The organism is Pseudomonas sp. R25(2017) (assembly GCF_002112565.1).
GTDB lineage: Bacteria > Pseudomonadota > Gammaproteobacteria > Pseudomonadales > Pseudomonadaceae > Aquipseudomonas > Aquipseudomonas ekonensis.
Map to the genome: position 1 here is coordinate 78,087 of NZ_NEHZ01000023.1, position 19,859 is coordinate 97,945.

Below are 19,859 nucleotides of genomic sequence, written 5' to 3' on the forward strand. Positions count from 1 at the left end.
GGCCGGTTCCCGGCGTCGGGCCATTTCGATTTACCAGCATTTTCGATAAGTAACGCTTATGGATTTCAAACAACTGCGCTATTTCGTCGCGGTCTACGAGGAAGGTCATGTCGGGCGGGCGGCCGAGCGGCTGTCGATCTCCCAGCCGGCCCTGTCCCAGCAGATCCGCCAGCTTGAACAGCACCTCGACGTCACCCTGTTCGAGCGCAGCAGCAAACGCCTGCTGCCCACCCTCGCCGCCCACACCCTGTACAACCACGCCCTGCCGTTGCTCGACGGCCTGCAGCGGGCCCGGGAAGCCCTGGGCAACTTCAAGGGCCAGGCTCTGCGCACCCTGGCCATCGGCGTGCTGCAGACCGTGCACACCAGCCTGGTGCCGCAGATGCTCGAACGGGTGCGCAAGGCCCAGCCCCATCTGGTGGTGCAGATCTATGAGCTGACGGGGCTGGAGATCGAACGGCGCCTGCTCAACGGCTCGCTGGACATCGGCATCAGCTACTTGCCGCCGCGCCAGCCCGGGTTGCATGGCGTGAAGCTGTACGAAGATGAACTCACGCTGGTCATCCCGGCGGATCACCCGTTGCGGGAATTCAAGAAAGTCTCGATGAGCCAGGCCGCCGAACTGCCGATGTTGCTGCTGGGGGAAGAGTTCCAGATCCGCCAGATCTGGCAGGCGCAACTGACCCGGCTCGGGCGGCGCCCGCACGTGCAGGCGGAACTGAACAACATGGTGGGGATTCTCGACAGCCTGCACCACACGCGGCTGGCGACGGTGCTGCCCGGCCGTTCGCAGCAGGAGTACGACGATCAGGGCCTGCTGTGGAAGCCGCTCAGCGAACCGCGGGTGCCGCTGACGGTGGGGCTGGTGTGTCGCGACGTGCAACGCCAGCAGGCTTCGATGAGCTTGCTGCGAACCTTGCTGGAAGAGGTGATGCAGCGTGAGGCCGATCCGCTGTAGTCCGCGAAAGGCCTTGAGGCGAGGGGTGGAAACTTTTCTGCGGGCATAAGAAAACCCCGCCGAAGCGGGGCTTTGCAGACTGTTTCCCTGACATCCATTTCACTCCGCCACCCTGGCAGAATCCTACGTGTCCGTGTTGTTGCTTTGCGCTTCCTGCGCGACGTCCATGGAAAGAAGATTAGCTCTGGATCCAATCTGCGCATAGGGGAGAAAAGCGGCACGTCATGTAAGCGAAAGCTTACATGACGTGGCTGACTCAGAACTGCGCCGCGTCCAGCAGGTACAGCGACTCGCTGCCGGCCTTCACCGAAGCGCTCAGCGAGTGGATCCGCGGCAGCAGGCGGGCGAAGTAGAACCGGGCGGTGCCGAGCTTGCTCGCGTAGAAATCGTCCTGCGCCTCTTTGCCCAGCGCGGCCTTGGCCATCAGTGCCCACATGTAGGCGTAGGCGGCGTAGCCGAACGCTTGCAGGTACTCGACCGAAGCCGCGCCGATTTCGTTCGGGTTGGTCTTCGCGCGGTCCAGCAGCCAGGCGGTCAGTTCGTCGAGGACATCGACCGCCGCGTTCAGCGGCTGGGTGAACTCGGCGAGACCGGCGTCGGCGGTCGCGGTGAAGTGGCGCATCTCATCGGCGAACAGCTTGTAGAACGCACCGCCGCTGCCGACGATCTTGCGCCCCACCAGATCCAGCGCCTGGATGCCGTTGGTGCCTTCGTAGATCTGGGTGATGCGCACGTCACGCACCAGTTGCTCCTGGCCCCACTCGCGGATGTAGCCATGGCCGCCGAAGACCTGCTGGCCATGGACGGTGGTCTCAAGGCCCAGGTCGGTGAGGAACGCCTTGGCCACCGGGGTCAGCAGCGCCACCAGGTCTTCCGCGCGCTTGCGGGTCGCGGCGTCTTCGCTGAACTTGGCGGTGTCCAGTTGCATCGCCACATAGGTGGAGAACGCACGGCCGCCTTCGTTCGAGGCCTTCATGGTCAACAGCATGCGGCGCACGTCCGGGTGGACGATGATCGGGTCGGCGACCTTGTCCTTGTTCTGCGCGCCGGTCGGCGCACGGCTCTGCAGGCGGTCACGGGCGTATTCGAGGGCGTTCTGGTAGGAGCGCTCGCCGGTGGCCAGGCCCTGGATGCCCACGCCCAGACGCTCGTAGTTCATCATGGTGAACATCGCGGCCAGGCCCTTGTTCGGCTCGCCGACCAGATAGCCTTCGGCTTCGTCGAAGTTCATCACGCAGGTGGCGGAGGCCTGGATGCCCATCTTGTGCTCGATCGAGCCGCAGGTGGCCGGATTGCGGGCGCCCAGGCTGCCGTCGGCGTTGACCAGGAACTTCGGCACCAGGAACAGCGAGATGCCTTTCGGGCCCGCCGGCGCGTCCGGCAGCTTGGCCAGCACCAGGTGGATGATGTTCTCGGTCAGGTCGTGCTCGCCGCCGGTGATGAAGATCTTGGTGCCGCTGACCTTGTAGGTGCCGTCGGCCTGAGGCTCGGCCTTGGTGCGGATGATGCCCAGGTCCGTGCCGGCGTGCGGCTCGGTCAGGCACATGGAACCGGCCCAGACCCCGGCGTACATGTTCGGCAGGTACGCGGCCTTCAGCTCTTCGCTGGCGTGGGCGTTGATCGACAGGCAGGCGCCGGCGGTCAGCATCGGGTACAGGCCGAACGCCAGGCTGGCGGAGTTGACCATTTCCTCGACCTGGGCCGACACGGCCTTGGGCATGCCCATGCCGCCGTAGGCCGGATCGCCGCCGACGCCGACCCAGCCGCCTTCGGCGTAGGTCTGATAAGCCTGCGGGAAACCGGCCGGCGTGGTGACGGCACCGTCGGCCCAACGGCAGCCTTCTTCGTCGGCGGCCCGGCTCAGGGGCGCGATGCTTTTGCTGGTGACCTTGCCGGCCTCTTCGAGAATCGCTTCGACGGTCTCGGCGTCGACGGTCTCGGCCAGCGCCGGCAGTTCGGCCCAGAGCTTGGCGACCTCGAACACTTCATTGAGGACGAAGCGCATATCGCGCAGCGGCGCTTTGTAGTCAGCCATGGCAAACCTCGCAGATCTAAACAGGTGATTCGTGGAGTGGTGGTTTCGTTGAGCCGGAGTGTACATCAACAACTTTTGCGACACATAGGGTCAACAGATGACCATTATGTAATTTTTGGTCACCGCATTCCGCACGTGAAGGCCTTGTGGCGAGGGCGCTTGCTCCCGCCGACAGCGCAGCCGACCCAAAGTCAGCGCTGCGCACTCGAGCGGGAGCAAACCACAGGAGATGTCAGAGCGAGAACAGCTCCGCCGGCAGCTTCATCAGGCAATCGCTGCCCGCCTCGACCGCAGCCCGATGAGCGGCGGTGCGCGGCAGCAGGCGCTTGAAATAGAACTCGCAGGTGGCCAGCTTGCCCCGGCAGAAATCGCCGTCGCCCTCGCCCGCCTCCAGTTGCGCCTGGGCCACCTGGGCCATGCGCAGCCACAGGTAAGCCAGGACGATGTAGCCGCTGTACATCAGATAGTCCACCGACGCGGCACCCACCTCGTCCGGGTTCTTCATCGCCGCGCCGCCGACCAGCAGAGTCAATTCGCCCCACTGTCGGTTGAGCTGATCGAGCTGCGCAACGAACCCGCCCAACTGCGCATGGCCGGCGTGCGCTTGACAGAACTTGTGCACGATCCGGGTGAATCCGCGCAGCAGCTTGCCCTGGCTGCCGAGCACCTTGCGCCCGAGCAGGTCCAGCGCCTGGATGCCGTTGGTGCCTTCGTAGATCGGCGCGATCCGGCAGTCCCGCACCAGTTGCTCCATGCCCCATTCGCGGATGAAGCCGTGGCCGCCGAACACCTGCATGCCGTGGTTGGTCACCTCCAGCCCGGTCTCGGTCATGAACGCCTTGCAGATCGGCGTGAGGAACGCCAACAGGTCCTCTGCCTCGCGGCGGGCGGCCTCGTCCCGGCTCAGGTGGGCGATGTCGAGCATCTGCGCGGTGAAGTAGGTCAAGGCGCGGTTGCCTTCGTTGAAGGCTTTCATGGTCAGCAGCATCCGCCGCACGTCCGGGTGGACGATGATCGGGTCGGCCGGCCTGTCCGGTGCCTTGGCGCCGGTCAGCGAGCGCATCTGCAAGCGGTCGTTGGCGTAGCGGACCGCGCCTTGGAAGCTCGCCTCTCCCAGACACAGGCCTTGCATGCCGGTGCCGAGCCGCGCGTGGTTCATCATGGTGAACATGCAGTTCAGGCCCTTGTTCGGCTCGCCGATCAGAAAGCCTTTGGCCCCGTCGAAGTTCATCACGCAGGTGGCCGACCCCTTGATGCCCATCTTGTGTTCGATGGAGCCGCAGGTCACACCGTTGCGCTCGCCCGCCTCCCCCGCCGCATCAGGCAGGAACTTGGGCACGATGAACAGCGAAATGCCCTTGGTGCCGGCCGGCGCGTCCGGCAGCTTGGCCAGCACCAGATGGATGATGTTGGCGCTCATGTCGTGCTCGCCGGCGGAGATGAAGATCTTGCTGCCGGTGACCGCGTAACTGCCGTCGGCCTGGGGCACGGCGCGGGTCTTGATCAGGCCCAGGTCCGTGCCGCAGTGGGCTTCGGTCAAGCACATGGTGCCGGTCCAGCGGCCGGCGGTGAGCGGGTTCAGGTAGGTCTGTTTCTGTGCGTCGCTGCCGTGGGCGTGGATCGCCGACATGGCGCCGTGGGTCAGGCCCGGGTACATGCCCCAGGAGGTGTTGCTGGAGGCGACCATCTCGCTGACCGCCAGCCCCAGCGAGCTCGGCAGGCCCTGGCCGCCGTAGGCCGGATCCGCCGCCAGCCCGTGCCAGCCGCCTTCGACGTACTGCGCGAACGCTTGCTTGAACCCTGTGGGCGTCGTCACCGTTCCGTTGTCGAAACGGCAGCCTTCTTCGTCGCCGCTGCGGTTGAGCGGCGCCAGCACGTTCTCACAGAATTTCGCACCCTCTTCGAGGATCGCATGCACCATGTCCGGGCTGGCGTCGTGGGCGCCGAGGGCCGCGTAGTGGGCATGGAAACCGAAGACGTGGTCGATCAGAAAGCGCATGTCGCGCAAGGGGGCCTTGTACTCGGGCATGGTGCTTCTCCTTCAGCGGTTTGCCCTCAACCTACCGCCGGCCGCCCTGCCCCCACAATCAATGTACAGGCGCTGAATGCGCCGTCATCAGTCAGCCCGCAGCATTCTCCGTGCGCACCGCGCCGCGGCGGATCTGCCCGAACGCCATCACGCAGTTGCGCCCAGCGCCCTTGGCGCTGTAGAGCGCCTGGTCGGCGGATTTGAGCACCTCTTCCGGCGTACGCTGCTCCAGGCGTTCGGCCGCCCCGATGCTGATCGTGACCGACACGCTGGACGCCCCGGAACCGCCGCGGCGCTGACGCCCCTGGTGGTCGTCCTGGGGGCGGTTCTCCTGGTTGCGCAACTGGATGTTGTAGGAGGCGATCGCCTCGCGGATGAGCTCCAGGTGCGGCAGGCATTCCTCCAGGGTCTTGCCGGCGAACACCACGGCGAACTCCTCGCCGCCGTAGCGGTAGGCCCGGCCGCCGCCGGTGACTTTCGACAGTTTGCTGGCCACCAGCCGCAGCACCTGGTCGCCCACGTCGTGGCCATGGGTGTCGTTGAATTTCTTGAAGTGGTCGACGTCGGTCATCGCCAGCACATAGTTGCGGCCCAGGCGCTGCATCCGCTCGTTCAGCGCACGGCGCCCGGGCAGGCCGGTCAGCTCGTCGCGGAACGCCATCTGGTACGCCTCGTGCGCAACGGCGGCGGCGATCATCAGCATCACCTGGCTGCACATGATGTTCAGGGTGAACGGCAGGATGAAGGTCTTGGGCAACATCCAGAACACGCCCAGCAACCCCACCAGCTGCGCGGCGTGCAGCGGACGCGGGTTGCGCCAGTACTGCCAGGCCAGCAGCAGGAAGGCCGACAGGAACACCGGGTACGACAGCTGGATCAGGCTCATCCACGCGCCGTGCAGCGCCGGCCAGCGGATTTCCGACAGCCACATCAGCAGCGCCTGGGGATAACTCTGCTCCAGGCCCAACGCCACGCTGCCGAAGGCAAGCAGCACGGCGAACCGCGCCACCATGTCCTGGAACAGGTGAGTGCGCTCCTGCCAGGCGGCGAACAGGCCGAACAGCAGCGGCAGCAGCAGGCAGACCAGATGGAACACCACCGCCGCGTCCTCGCGCACCCGGCCGTTGTCGCGGTAATAGTCGGTCTGGGTGTCGAGCAGAAAGTAGGCGATGTACACGGTGACCATCAGGAACAGTTCGCGCTGGCGACGGTAGACCGCACAGTACGAACCGCCCAGCAACAGCACCAGGGTCGGCAGCACGTTGAACAGCGAAGTGAAGAACACGTTGAGGTCTTTGACGTACGCAGCCGCCAACCCCGCGAGCAACAACAGCAGTGAAGGTAGGAAATGACTGAAACGTACAGCAGAAGAACGCGGCAAGGGTAAAGCTCCGACCCGTCATAGCAAAGAGATATCATTGTGCCTGCAATGTGGACTGATGGGCACACACAATGTGATCCACATCACAGCCAGTCTCTTTAACGGCCGAAACCCTCGATTTCTGAGCGCAGGACTCAGGTTTTTTACAACGGCCGGACGTGCGGGCCAGCATGGCCACCATTCCTGGTGGCCATGCTGGCCAATCTCCCTCACAGATCGTTGTAGAACGGCAGCAACGGCCCTTCTTCCGGCCGCCGGCCTTCGGCGCCGTAGGGCTTGAGGCTGATCGTCGCGTCCGCCGCCTGGCGGGTCGTCACCTTCGGACTGGCGGGCCGCTGGGTCACGGCGTTCACGTCACCGACGTGGCCCTGCGGGAGCACCAGCGACGGATGATCGAACGGCGCCCGCTCCCAGGCGACGCGCGGGTCGGTCAGGGCCACTTCCATGAATTTCACCAGCGCGTCGACCTCGTCCGGCGTCAGGTTCAGCGCGGTCATGTCCGGGTCGAGGTTGGAGGTGTTGTGCTGGTTCACCGCCGGGTGCTCGAAACCGCTGGTGTTGTTGGCGTCCTCGCCGCGCCGGTCGCCGCCGCGGTTGTAGAACTCCATCACTTGCTTGAGCGTCGCGCGGCTGCCGTTGTGGAAGTACGGCCCGGTGAGCGCGATGTTGCGCAGGGTCGGCGTCTTGAAGGCGCCGTCGACCGAATCGCGGAAACCGACGTTCGGCTTGAGCGTGGCGTCGCACGGGATCGCGGCGCTGAGCGGCGCCTCGAAGGTGCACACATCGACATTCAGCGGGTCGGGAATCTGCCCGCCCTGCAGCACGGTGTTGTACTGGCGGGTGAACGACCAAGGATTGCCCCACGCGTCCGATCCGCCCAAGGCCAGGTCTTCCGCCGTCGGCCGCACGCCGGTGTTGTAGAAGCCGTTGTCGTAGAGGGTGGTCAGGTTGTCCGCCATCACCATCCGCTCGATGCGTTCACGCGGGTGCATCAGCAGGCGGCTGGCGGCGTTGGTCAACTCGGGGCCGCCGTGGCAGTTGACGCATTTGCCCTTGCCGAGGAACAGGTTCATGCCTTCGACCTGCTGGGCGTTCATCGCCGTCGTGTCGCCTTGCAGGTAGGCGTCGATCGGCGCCTGATCGGACACCAGCGTGGCTTCGTACATCTGGATCGCCAACCCGAAGAACAGCGGAAAGTTGGCCTCCATCTGCGTATACGGCGCACCACCCACCAACACGTTCTGCGTGGCGTTCCACAGGCGCGGCTGGAAGGCGTTCTTGATCAGCTCGCGGTAGGTCGGACGGCGCGCGCCGGACACCGGCGCCAGCACCGAGTCGGTGGACGAGATCCGCTGCTGCTTGAGCATCAGCGTGTCGAGCATGCGCCGGCCGATGTCGGCGAAGGTGCGGCCGCCGCAGGACATCTCCACCGCACTGCCGGGCGGGCCCACGGCCTGGGAGGCGGCGGACGCGTCGTTGAGCGCCAGCCTCACTTTCTGCGCCACGCCGCTGCTGCCGGCGGTGACGTAGATGCCCGCGTCCGGGTCGCGGTTGCCGAACGGCGAGAAGCCGTTGAACACGTTGTTGGCCCGGCCGTCCCAGAAGTTGCGCACGTTGAAGGCCGCGTTGATCACCGACGGCGCGTTGCGCCCGGTGCTGCGGCGCACGTTGACGCCGCCGATCTGGAAGATGCCGTCCGGCTGCTGGGTGCACTTGTCGAACCGCGCCTGGTTGGGCTTGACGAAGTTGGCGTCGAACACGCCCTGGGAGCCGACCACGTCGTCCGTCGAATACACGATGGGCGAGTTGCGCTCCAGGGGATTGCTCAGCACATGGGTCGGAAAGTCGGTTTTCTTCAGCGTGTAGTTCGGGCCGCCCTTGCCGCCGGACAGGGTGGCGTAGGACGCCACGTCCCCCGGAATGTTGGAGGCCACGAACGGCTTGTTGAAGATCGACGCGACGTTGGGGTCGGTGTGCGCCTGGCCGGGGTTGAGCTGGTTGGTGATGCGGTGGTCGACGCCCGCGTGGTAATGGCACGAAGCGCAGGCGGTGGCGCCGTCGCTGCCGATCTCCATGTCCCAGAACAGCGCCTTGCCCAGCAGGATCGCCGCCTGGCGGTTGAGCACGTAGTCGGTCATCAGGTCGACCTTACGTCCGCCCTCAGTGCCCGAAGGATCCGGCGGCAGCATGCCGCGCAGGGATTGCAGGCTGGGGACTTCCGGAACCGGCGGATCCACTTCCGCCGGATCGGCGGCCATGGCGCCGTGGGCGCACAGCGCGAACGGGATCCAGAAGGTCAAACGAACGGGTCGACTGATGTTCATAGGCTTCACCCTGACGGTTGTGTTCAAGTGGCCGGGCGTGATGCTTCTATGAGCAGGCAGTTCTCGTCAGCGCCGGTTGACAGGCGCGGTGCAATTAATTTGCCACTCGTTTCTGAAACATTTGGAATCAATAAACACAAAGCTTCCCCATTGGCCTGCACCACGGCCAGTGGGGAACCTGCCCCGATATCGGGGAAAACCGAGCGCAAAAAAAACCGCTGCCCCACAGGGGGCAGCGGTCTTCAAGCGGACAGCGCCGAGGCTCAGTAGCCCAGGGCGAAGTCTTCTTCTTTCATGTCCATCAGGTTGTTCGCGCCCGACAGCATGGCCGCCACGTGGGTGCGGGTACGCGGCAGCAGGCGCTGGAAGTAGAAGCGCGCGGTCTGCAGCTTGGCGGTGTAGAACGCCTCGTCGGTGGTGCCGGCGGCCAGTTTCTCGGCGGCCAGGCGGGCCATGTCGGCCCAGAAGTAGGCCAGGCAGGCGTAACCGGAGTACATCAGGTAGTCCACCGACGCCGCGCCGACTTCTTCGCGGTCTTTCATGGCGGCCATGCCGACCTTCATGGTCAGTTCGCCCCACTCTTTGTTCAGTGCGGCCAGCGGGCCGACGAACTCTTTGACCGCTTCGTTGCCTTCGTTGGCCTGGCAGAACTTGTGGACGATCTTGGTGAAGCCTTTGAGGGCCTCGCCTTGGGTCATCAGCACTTTGCGGCCCAGCAGGTCCAGGGCCTGGATGCCGGTGGTGCCTTCGTACAGCATCGAAATGCGGCTGTCGCGAACGTTCTGCTCCATGCCCCACTCGGCGATGAAGCCGTGGCCGCCGTAGATCTGCACGCCGTGGTTGGCGGACTCGAAGCCGACTTCGGTCATGAACGCCTTGGCGATCGGGGTCATGAAGGCCAGCAGTGCGTCGGCCTTCTTCTTCTCTTCTTCGTCCACGCCGTACTTGACGATGTCGACCTGCTTGGCGGTGAAGTACACCATCGCGCGGTTGCCTTCGGCGAACGCCTTCATGGTCAGCAGCATGCGGCGCACGTCAGGGTGCACGATGATCGGGTCAGCGGCCTTGTCCGGCGCTTTCGGGCCGGTCAGGGAACGCATCTGCAGACGGTCGCGAGCGTACTTCAGGCCGCCCTGGAAGCCGATCTCGGCGTGGGCCAGGCCTTGCAGCGCGGTGCCCAGACGTGCGGTGTTCATGAAGGTGAACATGCAGTTGAGGCCTTTGTTCGCCGGGCCGATCAGGAAACCGGTGGCGCCGTCGAAGTTCATCACGCAGGTGGCGTTGCCGTGGATGCCCATCTTGTGTTCGATCGAACCGCAGGCCACAGCGTTGCGGGCACCGACGGTGCCGTCGGCGTTCGGCAGGAACTTCGGCACGATGAACAGGGAAATGCCTTTGGTGCCGGCCGGAGCGTCCGGCAGGCGGGCCAGCACGATGTGGACGATGTTGTCGGCCATGTCGTGTTCACCGGCCGAGATGAAGATCTTGGTGCCGGTGACTTTGTAGGAACCGTCGGCCTGAGGTTCGGCCTTGGTGCGCAGCATGCCGAGGTCAGTGCCGCAGTGCGGCTCGGTCAGGCACATGGTGCCGGTCCACTCGCCGGAGACCAGTTTGGTCAGGTAGGCCTCTTGCTGCTCGGGGGTGCCGTGCTCGGAGATGGTGTTCATCGCGCCGTGCGACAGGCCCGGGTACATGCCCCACGACCAGTTGGCTTCGCCGACCATTTCGCTGACCGCCAGGCCCAGCGATTCCGGCAGGCCCTGGCCGCCGTGCTCGACGTCGTGGGCCAGGCTCGGCCAGCCGCCTTCGACGAATTGCTTGTAGGCCTCTTTGAAGCCGGTCGGGGTTTTCACGCCGGACTCGCTCCAGGTGCAGCCTTCGGTGTCACCCACGCGGTTCAGCGGTGCCAGCACCTGCTCACAGAACTTGGCGCCCTCTTCGAGAATGGCGTCAACCATGTCCGGCGTTGCTTCGGCGCAGGCCGGAAGGCTCTGATAGTGCGCCTCGTAGCCGAGCAGTTCGTCACGTACGAAGCGAATATCACGCAAGGGGGCCTTGTAGTCAGGCATAGCGATAAACCTCTGCTGATGTAACCGGGAATGAACGACCGCGTAGATTTGTTGTGACGGTCAAACAGTTGTTTGAAACATACGTTTACGCCGAAATCTTGTCAAGCGTCGATCTCTGGCCGTTTGTCATGGTGATCGGCGAACGCCGGACGCAGCCGTGCGCCGCGCACCGGGCGAATGCACGCAGGATGAAAAAAGATTAGTTGAGGAAGAAGGACTTACAACGAAAACGCCGCGAACAGGTCGCGGCGTCGGGCAAAGCGGGGCAACAAAAAAATCAGGCGTAGGTGTCGATCAGCGTACCGAGCACTTCATCGGAAGCCTTGGCGACCTTCACGCCCAGTTCCGCCTGGAATTTGCCTTGGGCCATCTCGACCATGTTGCTGGCCAGATCCGATTGCTGGCTGCGGTCAACGCCGCGCAAGCGCTCGACCTGCAGCTCCGACGACTGGCTGGTGGCGGCACGTTCGATGGTGTTGCCGGCGATCTGGCTGGCCGCCTGATCGACGCGGTTCTGCCCGGTCTGAATGGTGCTCAGCCCGGCATAGAAAGCGGTATTTCCGGAAATTTCCATGGAGCTCTCGTCCCTGGGAAGGATCAATGGCGACCATTGAACCAGAGCCGCCCGAAAAACGCCCGTCAAAAACACTAATGGCACACTGCCTTGTCATAGGCAAAAGCCGCGTTTCGAACCGCTCAGTCGAGCAGATCCAGGTGCAGGTGCCCAGCCACCGCCTCGGCGCTGGCCGGCTTGAGCTTCGGCACCCGGCCCAGGCACGGCGCCGGGATCCGCTCGGCCAGCGTCGCCAGGTTCTCCTCCAGCCGCGAGGTCTTCGGATCGATGATGTTCGCCACCCAACCCGCCAGCTGCAGCCCGTCCCGTGCGATCGCTTCGGCGGTCAGCAGCGCGTGGCTGATGCACCCCAGGCGCACGCCGACCACCAGGATCACCGGCAACTGCAAGGCGATCGCCAGATCCGACAGATTGTCCTGGTCCGCCAACGGCACCCGCCAGCCGCCCGCGCCTTCGATCAGGGTGAAATCGGCGTTCAGCGCCAGAATCTCGCGCATCGGCGCCAGCAGCGACTGCACGGTCAACGCGACGCCCGCTTCCCGCGCCGCCAGATGCGGTGCGATGGCCGGCTCGAAAGCGACCGGGTTGACCTGCTGATACGACAGCGGCAACGAACACTCGGCCTGCAACGCCAGCGCATCCGAATTGCGCAGGCCCTTGGGCGTCACCACGCAACCGGAGGCCACCGGTTTGCCTGCCGCGGTGCTCAGCCCTGCCGACCGCGCGGCATGCAGCAAGCCGGCGGCCACGGTGGTCTTGCCGACGTCGGTGTCGGTTCCGGTGATGAAATAGGCTGCGCTCATAAGGGTTTCTCCAACACGGCATAGACCACTTGATAAGTCGCCGGCAGTCCCTGTGCCTGCCGAAACCGTTCGTACGCCTCGACCAACCCGAGAATCCGTGCCCGCCCGGTCAGCCCGCCGGGCCGGCCGGGGTTGAGGTTGTGCGCGCCCAAGGCCTTGAGTTCATGGGTCAGGCTGCGCACGTCCGGGTAGTGCAGCACATGGGGCCGGTTTTCCAGGCCGACCGTGCGCAAGCCGCTGGCCGCGCACAATTGCCCGTACCGCTCGAACTCGCGGAACCGGTTGACATGCACCAGGCCATCGACCTGACGCCAACTGTCGCGCAGTTCGTACAGCGTCCCTGTGCAAAGACTAGCAAACGCGAAGATTCCGCCCGGTTTCAGCACCCGCGACGCCTCGGCCAGCACCGCCCCGAAGTCGGCGCACCACTGCACCGCCAGGCTGGAGTACACCAGGTCGCAGGTCGAATCCCGCAGGGGCAGACGCTCGGCATCGCCCGCCACGAAGTAGTCGGCACCGCCCAAAGGACGGGCGTGATTGAGCATGCCTTCGGCGATGTCCAGGGCCAGCCCCTGGCCGGCGTCGAAACGTGCGGCCAGGGCACGGGTGAAATGCCCGGTGCCGCAGCCCAGGTCAAGCCAGCGGGACGGCACGAAGCCCTCAGGCAAGCGCTGCATCAACTGGTTGCCGACATCGCGCTGCAACTCGGCGACGCTGTCGTAGCTGCCCGCCGCCCGGGAAAAGGAAGCCGCCACCTGGCGCTTGTCTGGCAAGCCGCCGGGTGCAGCGCTGGACCATTCAGTCATCACCGCACTCATGTAGAAAAGCCTGGATCGCGCCCGCCACCCCCTCGGGGTTCTCCAGCGGGAATGCATGGCTGGCCTGCTCGACCAGACCGACCTCGACATCCGCGATCAACGCGAACAGTTCGCCTGCCGCCTCGGCCGGCACCAACCCGTCGAGACCGGCGAACAGGTGCAGTTGCGGCCCGTGAAAGGCCTGCAAGGCAGCGCGCGTGTCGAGCCCGGCCAGCACCTGCAGCCCGGCCGTCAGCGCGGCCGGCGATGGCTCCGGCGCACCGCCGAGCAACTGCCGCGACACGCCGCGCGGGTCTTGCGCGCCCTGGGCGCACAACAGCGAGAAACGCTTGAGGGTCGCCTGCGGATCGGCGCGGCACCCGGCCAGAAACGCCTCAAAGGTGTCCTGCGCCATCGCGCTCGGCCATTGCTCGCGCACGACAAAGGACGGGTTGCTCGCCAAGGTCAGCAAGCCGCAGCAATGTTCGCCGCGCCGCGCCGCCAGCTCGCTGGCGAGCATGCCGCCCAGCGACCAGCCGCCGAGCCAGGCGTCCTGGGGAAGGCGTCGGTCGAGTTCATCCAGCCAGTCTTGCGGGTCGCCGGAGTCCAGCGCCGGCAACGGCTCGATCTCGACCTTCAGGTGTTCGTCGAGCCCGCGCAGCTTGGCGGCCAGCGGCTCCAGCGGCGATGCGCCCAGCCCCCAGCCGGGCAACAGGATCAGTCGGTCACGCATGGTTCGGCTCCAAGGCCAGTCGGGCACAGCAATCGGCCAGACCGTCCAACAATTGCTGCACCTGAGCTTCGCTGTGGGCGGCGGTGAGCGTCACCCGCAGCCTCGCGCTGCCGGCCGGCACGGTCGGCGGACGGATCGCCGTGACCATCAACCCGCGTTCGCGCAGCATCTGCGACAGGCGCACCGCGCGCCCGGCGTCGCCGATCAGGATCGGCTGGATCGGCGTGAAGCTGTCCATCAGTTCCAGGCCGATCTGCTCCGCGCCCTGGCGGAAGCGGCGGATCAGCGTCTGCAGATGCTCGCGCCGCCAATGTTCGCTCCGCAGCAGCTCCAGGCTTTTCAGGGTCGCGCAGGCCAGCGCCGGCGGCTGGCTGGTGGTGTAGATGTACGGGCGGGCGAACTGGATCAGGCTCTCGATCAGCTCTTCGCTGCCGGCGACGAACGCGCCGGCGGTGCCGAACGCCTTGCCCAGGGTGCCGACCAGCACCGGCACGTCGTCCGGGCTCAAGCCGAAATGCTCGACGATCCCGCCGCCGTTGGCGCCCAGCGGGCCGAAGCCGTGGGCGTCGTCGACCATCAGCCACGCGCCTTTGGCCTTCGCTTCACGGGCCAGCGCGGGCAGGTCGGCCAGGTCGCCGTCCATGCTGAACACGCCGTCGGTGACCACCAGCGTGTTGCCGGTGGCCTTCTCCAGACGCTTGGCCAGGCTCTCGGCGTCGTTGTGCAGGTAGCGGCTGAACCGTGCGCCGGACAGCAGCCCGGCATCCAGCAGCGAGGCGTGGTTGAGGCGATCCTCCAGCACCGTGTCACCCTGGCCGAGCAGCGCCGTCACTGCGCCCAAGTTGGCCATGTAACCGGTGGTGAACAGCAATGCCCTCGGCCGGCCGGTGAATTCGGCCAAGGCTTCCTCGAGGGCATGGTGCGGGCCGCTGTGGCCGATCACCAGATGCGAAGCACCGCCGCCCACGCCCCAGCGTTCGGCGCCGGCGCGCCAGGCTTCGATCACCTGCGGATGATTGGCCAGGCCCAGGTAGTCGTTGCTGCAGAACGCCAGCAACGGCTGGCCGTCGACCACCACTTGCGGCCCTTGCGGGCTTTCGAGCAGGGGGCGCTGACGATAGAGGTTTTCGGCACGGCGGGCGGCAAGGCGTGCGGCGAGATCGAAAGACATGCAGGCCTCGGCTTTCAATTGACTCGGATCCCCTGCGGCGGGGCTGCCCGCGATAGCGGCGCGTCCGGCATTGAGGCTGCCTGACGCTCCGCTCTCGCGGGCAAGTCCGCTCCCGCAGGTCTTGTGCATTCCTTCAGGGGAATGCGCGCGAACTTCAGACGGCGGCGTTGTAGAACTGCTCGCTGCTCTTCTGCTCCACCAGGGCCTGCTCGATGGCGGCCTGATGCACCTCATCGGAATGCTCTTCGCGGGCCTCAGGCTGGATGCCCAGGCGAGCGAACAGGCGCATGTCCTTGTCGGCCTGCGGGTTGGCGGTGGTCAGCAGTTTCTCGCCGTAGAAAATCGAGTTGGCGCCGGCGAAGAACGCCAGGGCCTGCATCTGCTCGTTCATCGCCTCACGGCCGGCGGACAGGCGCACATGGGACTTGGGCATCAGGATCCGGGCCACGGCCAGCATGCGGATGAAGTCGAACGGGTCGACGTCTTCGGCGTTCTCCAGCGGCGTGCCGGCGACTTTCACCAGCATGTTGATCGGCACCGATTCCGGGTGCTCCGGCAGGTTGGCGAGCTGGATCAGCAGGTTGGCGCGGTCGTCGAGGGATTCGCCCATGCCGAGGATGCCGCCGGAGCAGATCTTCATGCCCGCATCGCGCACATAGGCCAGGGTCTGCAGGCGCTCGCTGTAGGTGCGGGTGGTGATGATGCTGCCGTAGAACTCGGGCGAGGTGTCGAGGTTGTGGTTGTAGTAGTCCAGACCGGCCTTGGCCAGGGCCTGGGTCTGCTCCTGGTCGAGACGGCCCAGGGTCATGCAGGTTTCCAGGCCCAGGGCCTTCACGCCCTCGACCATCTTCAGCACGTAAGGCATGTCCTTGGCCGACGGGTGCTTCCAGGCCGCGCCCATGCAGAAGCGGGTGGAGCCGATGGCTTTGGCGCGGGCGGCCTCTTCCAGCACCTTCTGCACTTCCATCAGTTTTTCTTTTTCCAGCCCGGTGTTGTAGTGGCCGGACTGCGGGCAGTACTTGCAGTCTTCCGGGCAGGCGCCGGTCTTGATCGACAGCAGGGTGGACACCTGGACGCGGTTCGCGTCGAAATGCGCGCGGTGCACGGTCTGCGCCTGGAACAGCAGGTCGTTGAACGGCTGGACGAACAGCGCTTTGACTTCGGCCAAAGACCAATCGTGACGCAGGGTGGCAGTGGTGCTCGCGCTCATGGGCGTTTCCTTGGTTATGCTTGGCTGGCGCCGCAGGCAATGGAATACCCACAGGCGCGACACGGATGTTCGCCATATTTAAGGAAGAGCGATGCACTGTCAACCACATGTCAATTGGCCGGTTTACATCTGGTTAAAAAACAATCAGACCTGCCTACTCTGCGATGAGCCGGCAGACGCCGAAACACCCCTGTGCCCGGCCTGCGAAACCGAGTTGCCATGGCTGGGCGATCAGTGCCTGACCTGCGCCCTGCCCTTGCCGGCGCCCGGCCTGACCTGCGGCGACTGCCTGAAGGATCCGCCGGCGTTCGAACAGGTCGCCGTGCCCTGGGCCTACGGCTTTCCGGTGGACAGCCTGATCACGCGCTTCAAACACAACGCCAAATGGCCGCTCGGCCACCTGCTCGCCGACGTTCTCGGCCAGTTCCTGCACTATCGCTTCGATGAGGGCCTGCCGCGCCCGGACGCCCTGTTGCCCGTGCCGCTGGCACGCCAGCGCTTGCGCCGACGAGGGTTCAACCAAGCGCAGATGCTCGCCCGCTGGCTGGGCGAGCGGCTCGGGCTGCCTAGCGAGGACGACATACTGCAGCGAGTCCTCGACACCGACGCCCAGCAGGCCCTCGACGCGAAAGCGCGCAAACGCAACCTGCGCACGGCGTTTGCCCTGGCGCCGGACGCAGCGGTCAAGGGGCGGCACCTGGCGCTGGTCGATGACGTGCTGACCACCGGCGCCACCGCCCAGGCCCTCGCCCGGCTGTTGCGCAATGCCGGGGCCGCGCGGGTGGACGTCTACTGCCTGGCGCGCACGCCGAAGCCCGATCCCCGGTAGGCGCGAGCCTGCCAGGCGCTGCGCCTGGCTTGACTCCGGTGGCGCAAGCCGCCAACTTCACACCCCATCAGCCGAGTTCAAAGCCACCGCCATGTCCCTGCCCACCCTGTTGTCCCAGCACATCGCCCGTCGCCCGCAGCGCATCGCCCTGCTGCAACACATCGCCGAACAGGGCTCGATCACCCGCGCCGCCAAGAGTGCCGGCCTGAGCTACAAAGCCGCCTGGGACGCCATCGACGAACTGAACAACCTGGCGCAGAAGCCGCTGGTGGAACGGGCCGTGGGCGGCAAGGGCGGCGGCGGGGCGAAGCTGTCCGAAGAGGGCGAACGGGTGCTGCGCCTGTACCAGAAGCTCCAGGCCCTGCAGGCCCAGGTGCTGGAAGCCGCCGAGGACGCCAGCGACCTGGACCTGCTCGGCCGGCTGATGCTGCGCACTAGCGCCCGCAACCAGTTGCACGGCAAGGTCGTGGCCATCGAAGGTCAGGGCCGCAACGACCTGATCCGCCTGCAACTGGCCGAGCACCTCTGCATCGCGGCGCAGATCACCCACGACAGCACCGTGCACCTGGAGCTTGAGCCGGGCACCGGCGTGGTAGCGTTGATCAAGGCCGGCTGGCTCGAACTGCTGGGCAAGGATCAGCCTGCAACACCCGGTCACAATCTTCTGGACGGCACCCTCGAAGCGATCCTCGACGCCGAGGACGGCCCCAGCGAAGTGCGCATCGTCCTGCCCAACGGCCAGACCCTCTGCGCCCTGGCCGAACCGCTGGAGCTGCGCACCCGCGGCCTGGGCCCGGGCCGGCCGGTGCGCGTGCAGTTCTCGCCCTCCAATGTGCTGATCGGCACGCCGCTCTGACCGGCACCTGCAACGAAAGCGTCATCGACCCACATTAAGGTGGCTGCCAAAACCAAGCAGGGAGCCTGATGTGAGCCTATTAGAAGAAAACCAATCCACCGACCTCGAGAAAATGGTCGGCCTCAGCCGCCGCGGTTTCATCAGTGCTGGCGCGCTGTGCGGCGCGGCGATGTTCCTCGGCGGCAACCTGCTGAGCCGCAGCGTCCTGGCCGCCGGCGTCAGCGCCGGCAACAGCCGACTGCTGGGCTTCGACAGCATTCCCGCCGCCACCGCCGACAGCATCAGCCTGCCCAAGGGCTACACCTCGTCGGTGCTGATCAGCTGGGGCCAGCCCCTGCACAAGAACGGCCCGGCCTTCGATCCGAGCGGCAACGGCACCGCCGCTGCGCAGGAAGTGCAGTTCGGCGACAACAACGACGGCATGAGCCTGTTCGAATTCCCCGGCGACAAGAATCGCGCGCTGATGGCGATCAACAACGAATACACCAACTACCGCTACCTCTACCCCCACGGCGGCCTGCCGCAGTCGGCCGAGGACGTGCGCAAGGCCCTGGCCTGCGAAGGCGTGTCGGTGATCGAGGTGCAGCGCAGGAACGGCCAGTGGCAGTTCGTCCAGGGCTCGCGCTACAACCGACGCATCCACGGCAACTCGCCGCTGCGCATCAGCGGCCCGGCCGCCGGCCATGAACTGATGAAGACCAGCGCCGACAAGCACGGCAAGAAAGTCCTCGGCACCTTCCAGAACTGCGCCAACGGCAAGACCCCGTGGGGCACCTACCTGACCTGCGAAGAGAACTTCACCGACTGCTTCGGCAGCAGCAACGCCCAGCAACAGTTCGATGCGGCGCAGAAGCGCTACGGCGTGTCCGCCGCCAGCCGCGAGATCAACTGGCACCCGTACGACCCGCGCTTCGACATGGCCAAGAACCCCAACGAACTCAACCGTCACGGCTGGGTGGTGGAGATCGACCCGTTCGACCCGCAGTCGACCCCGGTCAAGCGCACCGCCCTGGGCCGCTTCAAGCATGAGAACGCCGCCCTGGCCGAAACCGACGACGGCCGCGCCGTGGTGTACATGGGCGACGACGAGCGCGGCGAGTTCATCTACAAGTTCGTCAGCCGCGACCGCATCAACCACCGCAACCCGAAAGCCAACCGCGACCTGCTCGACCACGGCACCCTGTACGTGGCGAAGTTCGACGCCGGCGACGGCAACCCCGACCATCCGAAAGGCCAGGGCCAGTGGATCGAACTGACCCACGGCAAGAACGGCATCGACGCCAGCAGCGGCTTCGCCGACCAGGCCGAAGTCCTGATCCACGCGCGGATGGCCGCCACCGTGGTCGGCGCCACGCGCATGGACCGTCCGGAGTGGATCGTGGTCAGCCCCAAGGACGGCCAGGTCTACTGCACCCTGACCAACAACGCCAAGCGCGGCGAGGACGGCCAGCCGGTGGGCGGACCGAACCCGCGGGCGAAGAACGTCTACGGGCAGATCCTGCGCTGGCGCACCGACCGCGACGACCACGCGTCCAAGACCTTCGCCTGGGACCTGTTCGTGGTCGCCGGCAACCCGGGCGTGCACGCCGGCACGCCGAAGGCCGGCTCCTCCAACATCACCCCGCAGAACATGTTCAACAGCCCCGACGGGCTGGGCTTCGACAAGGCCGGGCGCCTGTGGATCCTCACCGACGGCGATTCGAGCAACGCCGGCGACTTCGCCGGGATGGGCAACAACCAGATGCTCTGCGCAGACCCTGCCACCGGTGAGATCCGCCGGTTCATGGTCGGGCCGATCGGCTGCGAAGTGACCGGGATCAGCTTCTCGCCGGACCAGAAGACCCTGTTCGTGGGGATCCAGCATCCGGGCGAGAACGGCGGCTCGACCTTCCCCGAGCACCTGCCCAACGGCAAGCCCCGCTCGTCGGTGATGGCGATCACCCGTGAGGACGGCGGGATCGTCGGCGCCTGACCGGCCCTCATCGCCGGCAGGCTGGCTTGTATGCTGGTACTTGAAGGGAGGAGGAGGGACTAGGCTGGATTCTGACTGTTGACGCAGTACAGACCGTGGGAGATTTCGCCCCTTCCTC

The 19,859-nt window shown here is 65.8% G+C and carries 15 protein-coding genes; 4 read left to right on the plus strand and 11 right to left on the minus strand.

Annotation, left to right across the window (positions count from 1 at the left end):
• Positions 1–58 precede the first annotated feature (58 nt).
• Entirely contained in the window at positions 59–958 is a 900-nt protein-coding gene (locus CAG31_RS25235; protein WP_085586319.1) for a LysR family transcriptional regulator, read from the plus strand.
• A 256-nt stretch (positions 959–1,214) separates the two neighbouring features.
• Here CAG31_RS25235 and CAG31_RS25240 read toward each other — a convergent pair whose 3' ends face one another.
• The 11 genes from CAG31_RS25240 to bioB form a co-directional block, all read right to left on the minus strand.
• The gene (locus CAG31_RS25240; protein WP_085586321.1) at positions 1,215–2,993 is read right to left on the minus strand and encodes an acyl-CoA dehydrogenase C-terminal domain-containing protein; all 1,779 of its coding nucleotides are present in this window, start codon (positions 2,991–2,993) and stop codon (positions 1,215–1,217) included.
• A 232-nt stretch (positions 2,994–3,225) separates the two neighbouring features.
• Positions 3,226–5,022 carry an acyl-CoA dehydrogenase C-terminal domain-containing protein gene (locus CAG31_RS25245; RefSeq protein WP_085586323.1) on the minus strand — a complete coding sequence of 599 codons (1,797 nt, stop codon included), beginning with the start codon at positions 5,020–5,022 and terminating at the stop codon, positions 3,226–3,228.
• A 91-nt stretch (positions 5,023–5,113) separates the two neighbouring features.
• Complete coding sequence (locus CAG31_RS25250; RefSeq protein WP_085586326.1) at positions 5,114–6,403, minus strand: GGDEF domain-containing protein; 1,290 nt, start codon at positions 6,401–6,403, stop codon at positions 5,114–5,116.
• A 209-nt stretch (positions 6,404–6,612) separates the two neighbouring features.
• Complete coding sequence (locus CAG31_RS25255; protein WP_085586328.1) at positions 6,613–8,727, minus strand: cytochrome-c peroxidase; 2,115 nt, start codon at positions 8,725–8,727, stop codon at positions 6,613–6,615.
• Positions 8,728–8,990: 263 nt separating this feature from the next.
• On the minus strand, positions 8,991–10,796 hold the full coding sequence (locus tag CAG31_RS25260; protein WP_085586330.1) for a phenylacyl-CoA dehydrogenase: 1,806 nt from the start codon (positions 10,794–10,796) through the stop codon (positions 8,991–8,993).
• A gap of 277 nt (positions 10,797–11,073) precedes the next feature.
• Complete coding sequence (locus tag CAG31_RS25265) at positions 11,074–11,370, minus strand: pyrroloquinoline quinone biosynthesis protein PqqE (protein ID WP_085586332.1); 297 nt, start codon at positions 11,368–11,370, stop codon at positions 11,074–11,076.
• 122 nt (positions 11,371–11,492) lie between these two features.
• Positions 11,493–12,173 (minus strand): dethiobiotin synthase, encoded by a 681-nt coding sequence (gene bioD, locus CAG31_RS25270; RefSeq protein WP_085586334.1) that lies wholly within the window; start codon positions 12,171–12,173, stop codon positions 11,493–11,495.
• Complete coding sequence (gene bioC / locus CAG31_RS25275; RefSeq protein WP_085586336.1) at positions 12,170–12,979, minus strand: malonyl-ACP O-methyltransferase BioC; 810 nt, start codon at positions 12,977–12,979, stop codon at positions 12,170–12,172. Before bioC ends, bioD begins: the two co-directional genes overlap by 4 nt.
• Positions 12,972–13,703 (minus strand): alpha/beta fold hydrolase, encoded by a 732-nt coding sequence (locus CAG31_RS25280; protein ID WP_085586338.1) that lies wholly within the window; start codon positions 13,701–13,703, stop codon positions 12,972–12,974. The genes bioC and CAG31_RS25280 overlap by 8 nt, the downstream gene beginning before the upstream one ends.
• On the minus strand, positions 13,696–14,874 hold the full coding sequence (bioF, locus tag CAG31_RS25285; RefSeq protein WP_085586340.1) for an 8-amino-7-oxononanoate synthase: 1,179 nt from the start codon (positions 14,872–14,874) through the stop codon (positions 13,696–13,698). Before bioF ends, CAG31_RS25280 begins: the two co-directional genes overlap by 8 nt.
• A 154-nt stretch (positions 14,875–15,028) precedes the next feature.
• Positions 15,029–16,084: a biotin synthase BioB gene (gene bioB, locus CAG31_RS25290; protein ID WP_085586342.1), complete on the minus strand. Its 1,056-nt coding sequence runs from the start codon at positions 16,082–16,084 to the stop codon at positions 15,029–15,031.
• 91 nt (positions 16,085–16,175) lie between these two features.
• Between bioB and CAG31_RS25295 the strand changes: the two genes are divergently transcribed.
• The 3 genes from CAG31_RS25295 to CAG31_RS25305 all read left to right on the plus strand — a co-directional run bounded on the left by CAG31_RS25295 (position 16,176) and on the right by CAG31_RS25305 (position 19,741).
• A complete protein-coding gene (locus tag CAG31_RS25295) occupies positions 16,176–16,913 on the plus strand; it encodes a ComF family protein (RefSeq protein ID WP_085586344.1) in 738 nt (245 codons plus the stop codon).
• A 91-nt stretch (positions 16,914–17,004) separates the two neighbouring features.
• Entirely contained in the window at positions 17,005–17,769 is a 765-nt protein-coding gene (locus tag CAG31_RS25300) for a TOBE domain-containing protein (protein WP_085586346.1), read from the plus strand.
• A 70-nt stretch (positions 17,770–17,839) separates the two neighbouring features.
• A complete protein-coding gene (locus tag CAG31_RS25305; protein ID WP_085586348.1) occupies positions 17,840–19,741 on the plus strand; it encodes a PhoX family phosphatase in 1,902 nt (633 codons plus the stop codon).
• Positions 19,742–19,859: the final 118 nt, after the last annotated feature.

Bases quoted from the DNA above. Each gene is read 5' to 3' on its own strand.
- CAG31_RS25260 (WP_085586330.1), bottom strand. From the start codon at position 10,796: ATGCCTGACTACAAGGCCCCCTTGCGTGATATTCGCTTCGTACGTGAC.
- CAG31_RS25240 (WP_085586321.1), bottom strand. From the start codon at position 2,993: ATGGCTGACTACAAAGCGCCGCTGCGCGATATGCGCTTCGTCCTCAAT.
- CAG31_RS25255 (WP_085586328.1), bottom strand. From the start codon at position 8,727: ATGAACATCAGTCGACCCGTTCGTTTGACCTTCTGGATCCCGTTCGCG.
- bioD (WP_085586334.1), bottom strand. From the start codon at position 12,173: ATGAGCGCAGCCTATTTCATCACCGGAACCGACACCGACGTCGGCAAG.
- bioF (WP_085586340.1), bottom strand. From the start codon at position 14,874: ATGTCTTTCGATCTCGCCGCACGCCTTGCCGCCCGCCGTGCCGAAAAC.
- CAG31_RS25265 (WP_085586332.1), bottom strand. From the start codon at position 11,370: ATGGAAATTTCCGGAAATACCGCTTTCTATGCCGGGCTGAGCACCATT.
- CAG31_RS25235 (WP_085586319.1), top strand. From the start codon at position 59: ATGGATTTCAAACAACTGCGCTATTTCGTCGCGGTCTACGAGGAAGGT.
- bioB (WP_085586342.1), bottom strand. From the start codon at position 16,084: ATGAGCGCGAGCACCACTGCCACCCTGCGTCACGATTGGTCTTTGGCC.
- CAG31_RS25280 (WP_085586338.1), bottom strand. From the start codon at position 13,703: ATGCGTGACCGACTGATCCTGTTGCCCGGCTGGGGGCTGGGCGCATCG.
- CAG31_RS25295 (WP_085586344.1), top strand. From the start codon at position 16,176: ATGCACTGTCAACCACATGTCAATTGGCCGGTTTACATCTGGTTAAAA.
- bioC (WP_085586336.1), bottom strand. From the start codon at position 12,979: ATGACTGAATGGTCCAGCGCTGCACCCGGCGGCTTGCCAGACAAGCGC.
- CAG31_RS25245 (WP_085586323.1), bottom strand. From the start codon at position 5,022: ATGCCCGAGTACAAGGCCCCCTTGCGCGACATGCGCTTTCTGATCGAC.
- CAG31_RS25300 (WP_085586346.1), top strand. From the start codon at position 17,005: ATGTCCCTGCCCACCCTGTTGTCCCAGCACATCGCCCGTCGCCCGCAG.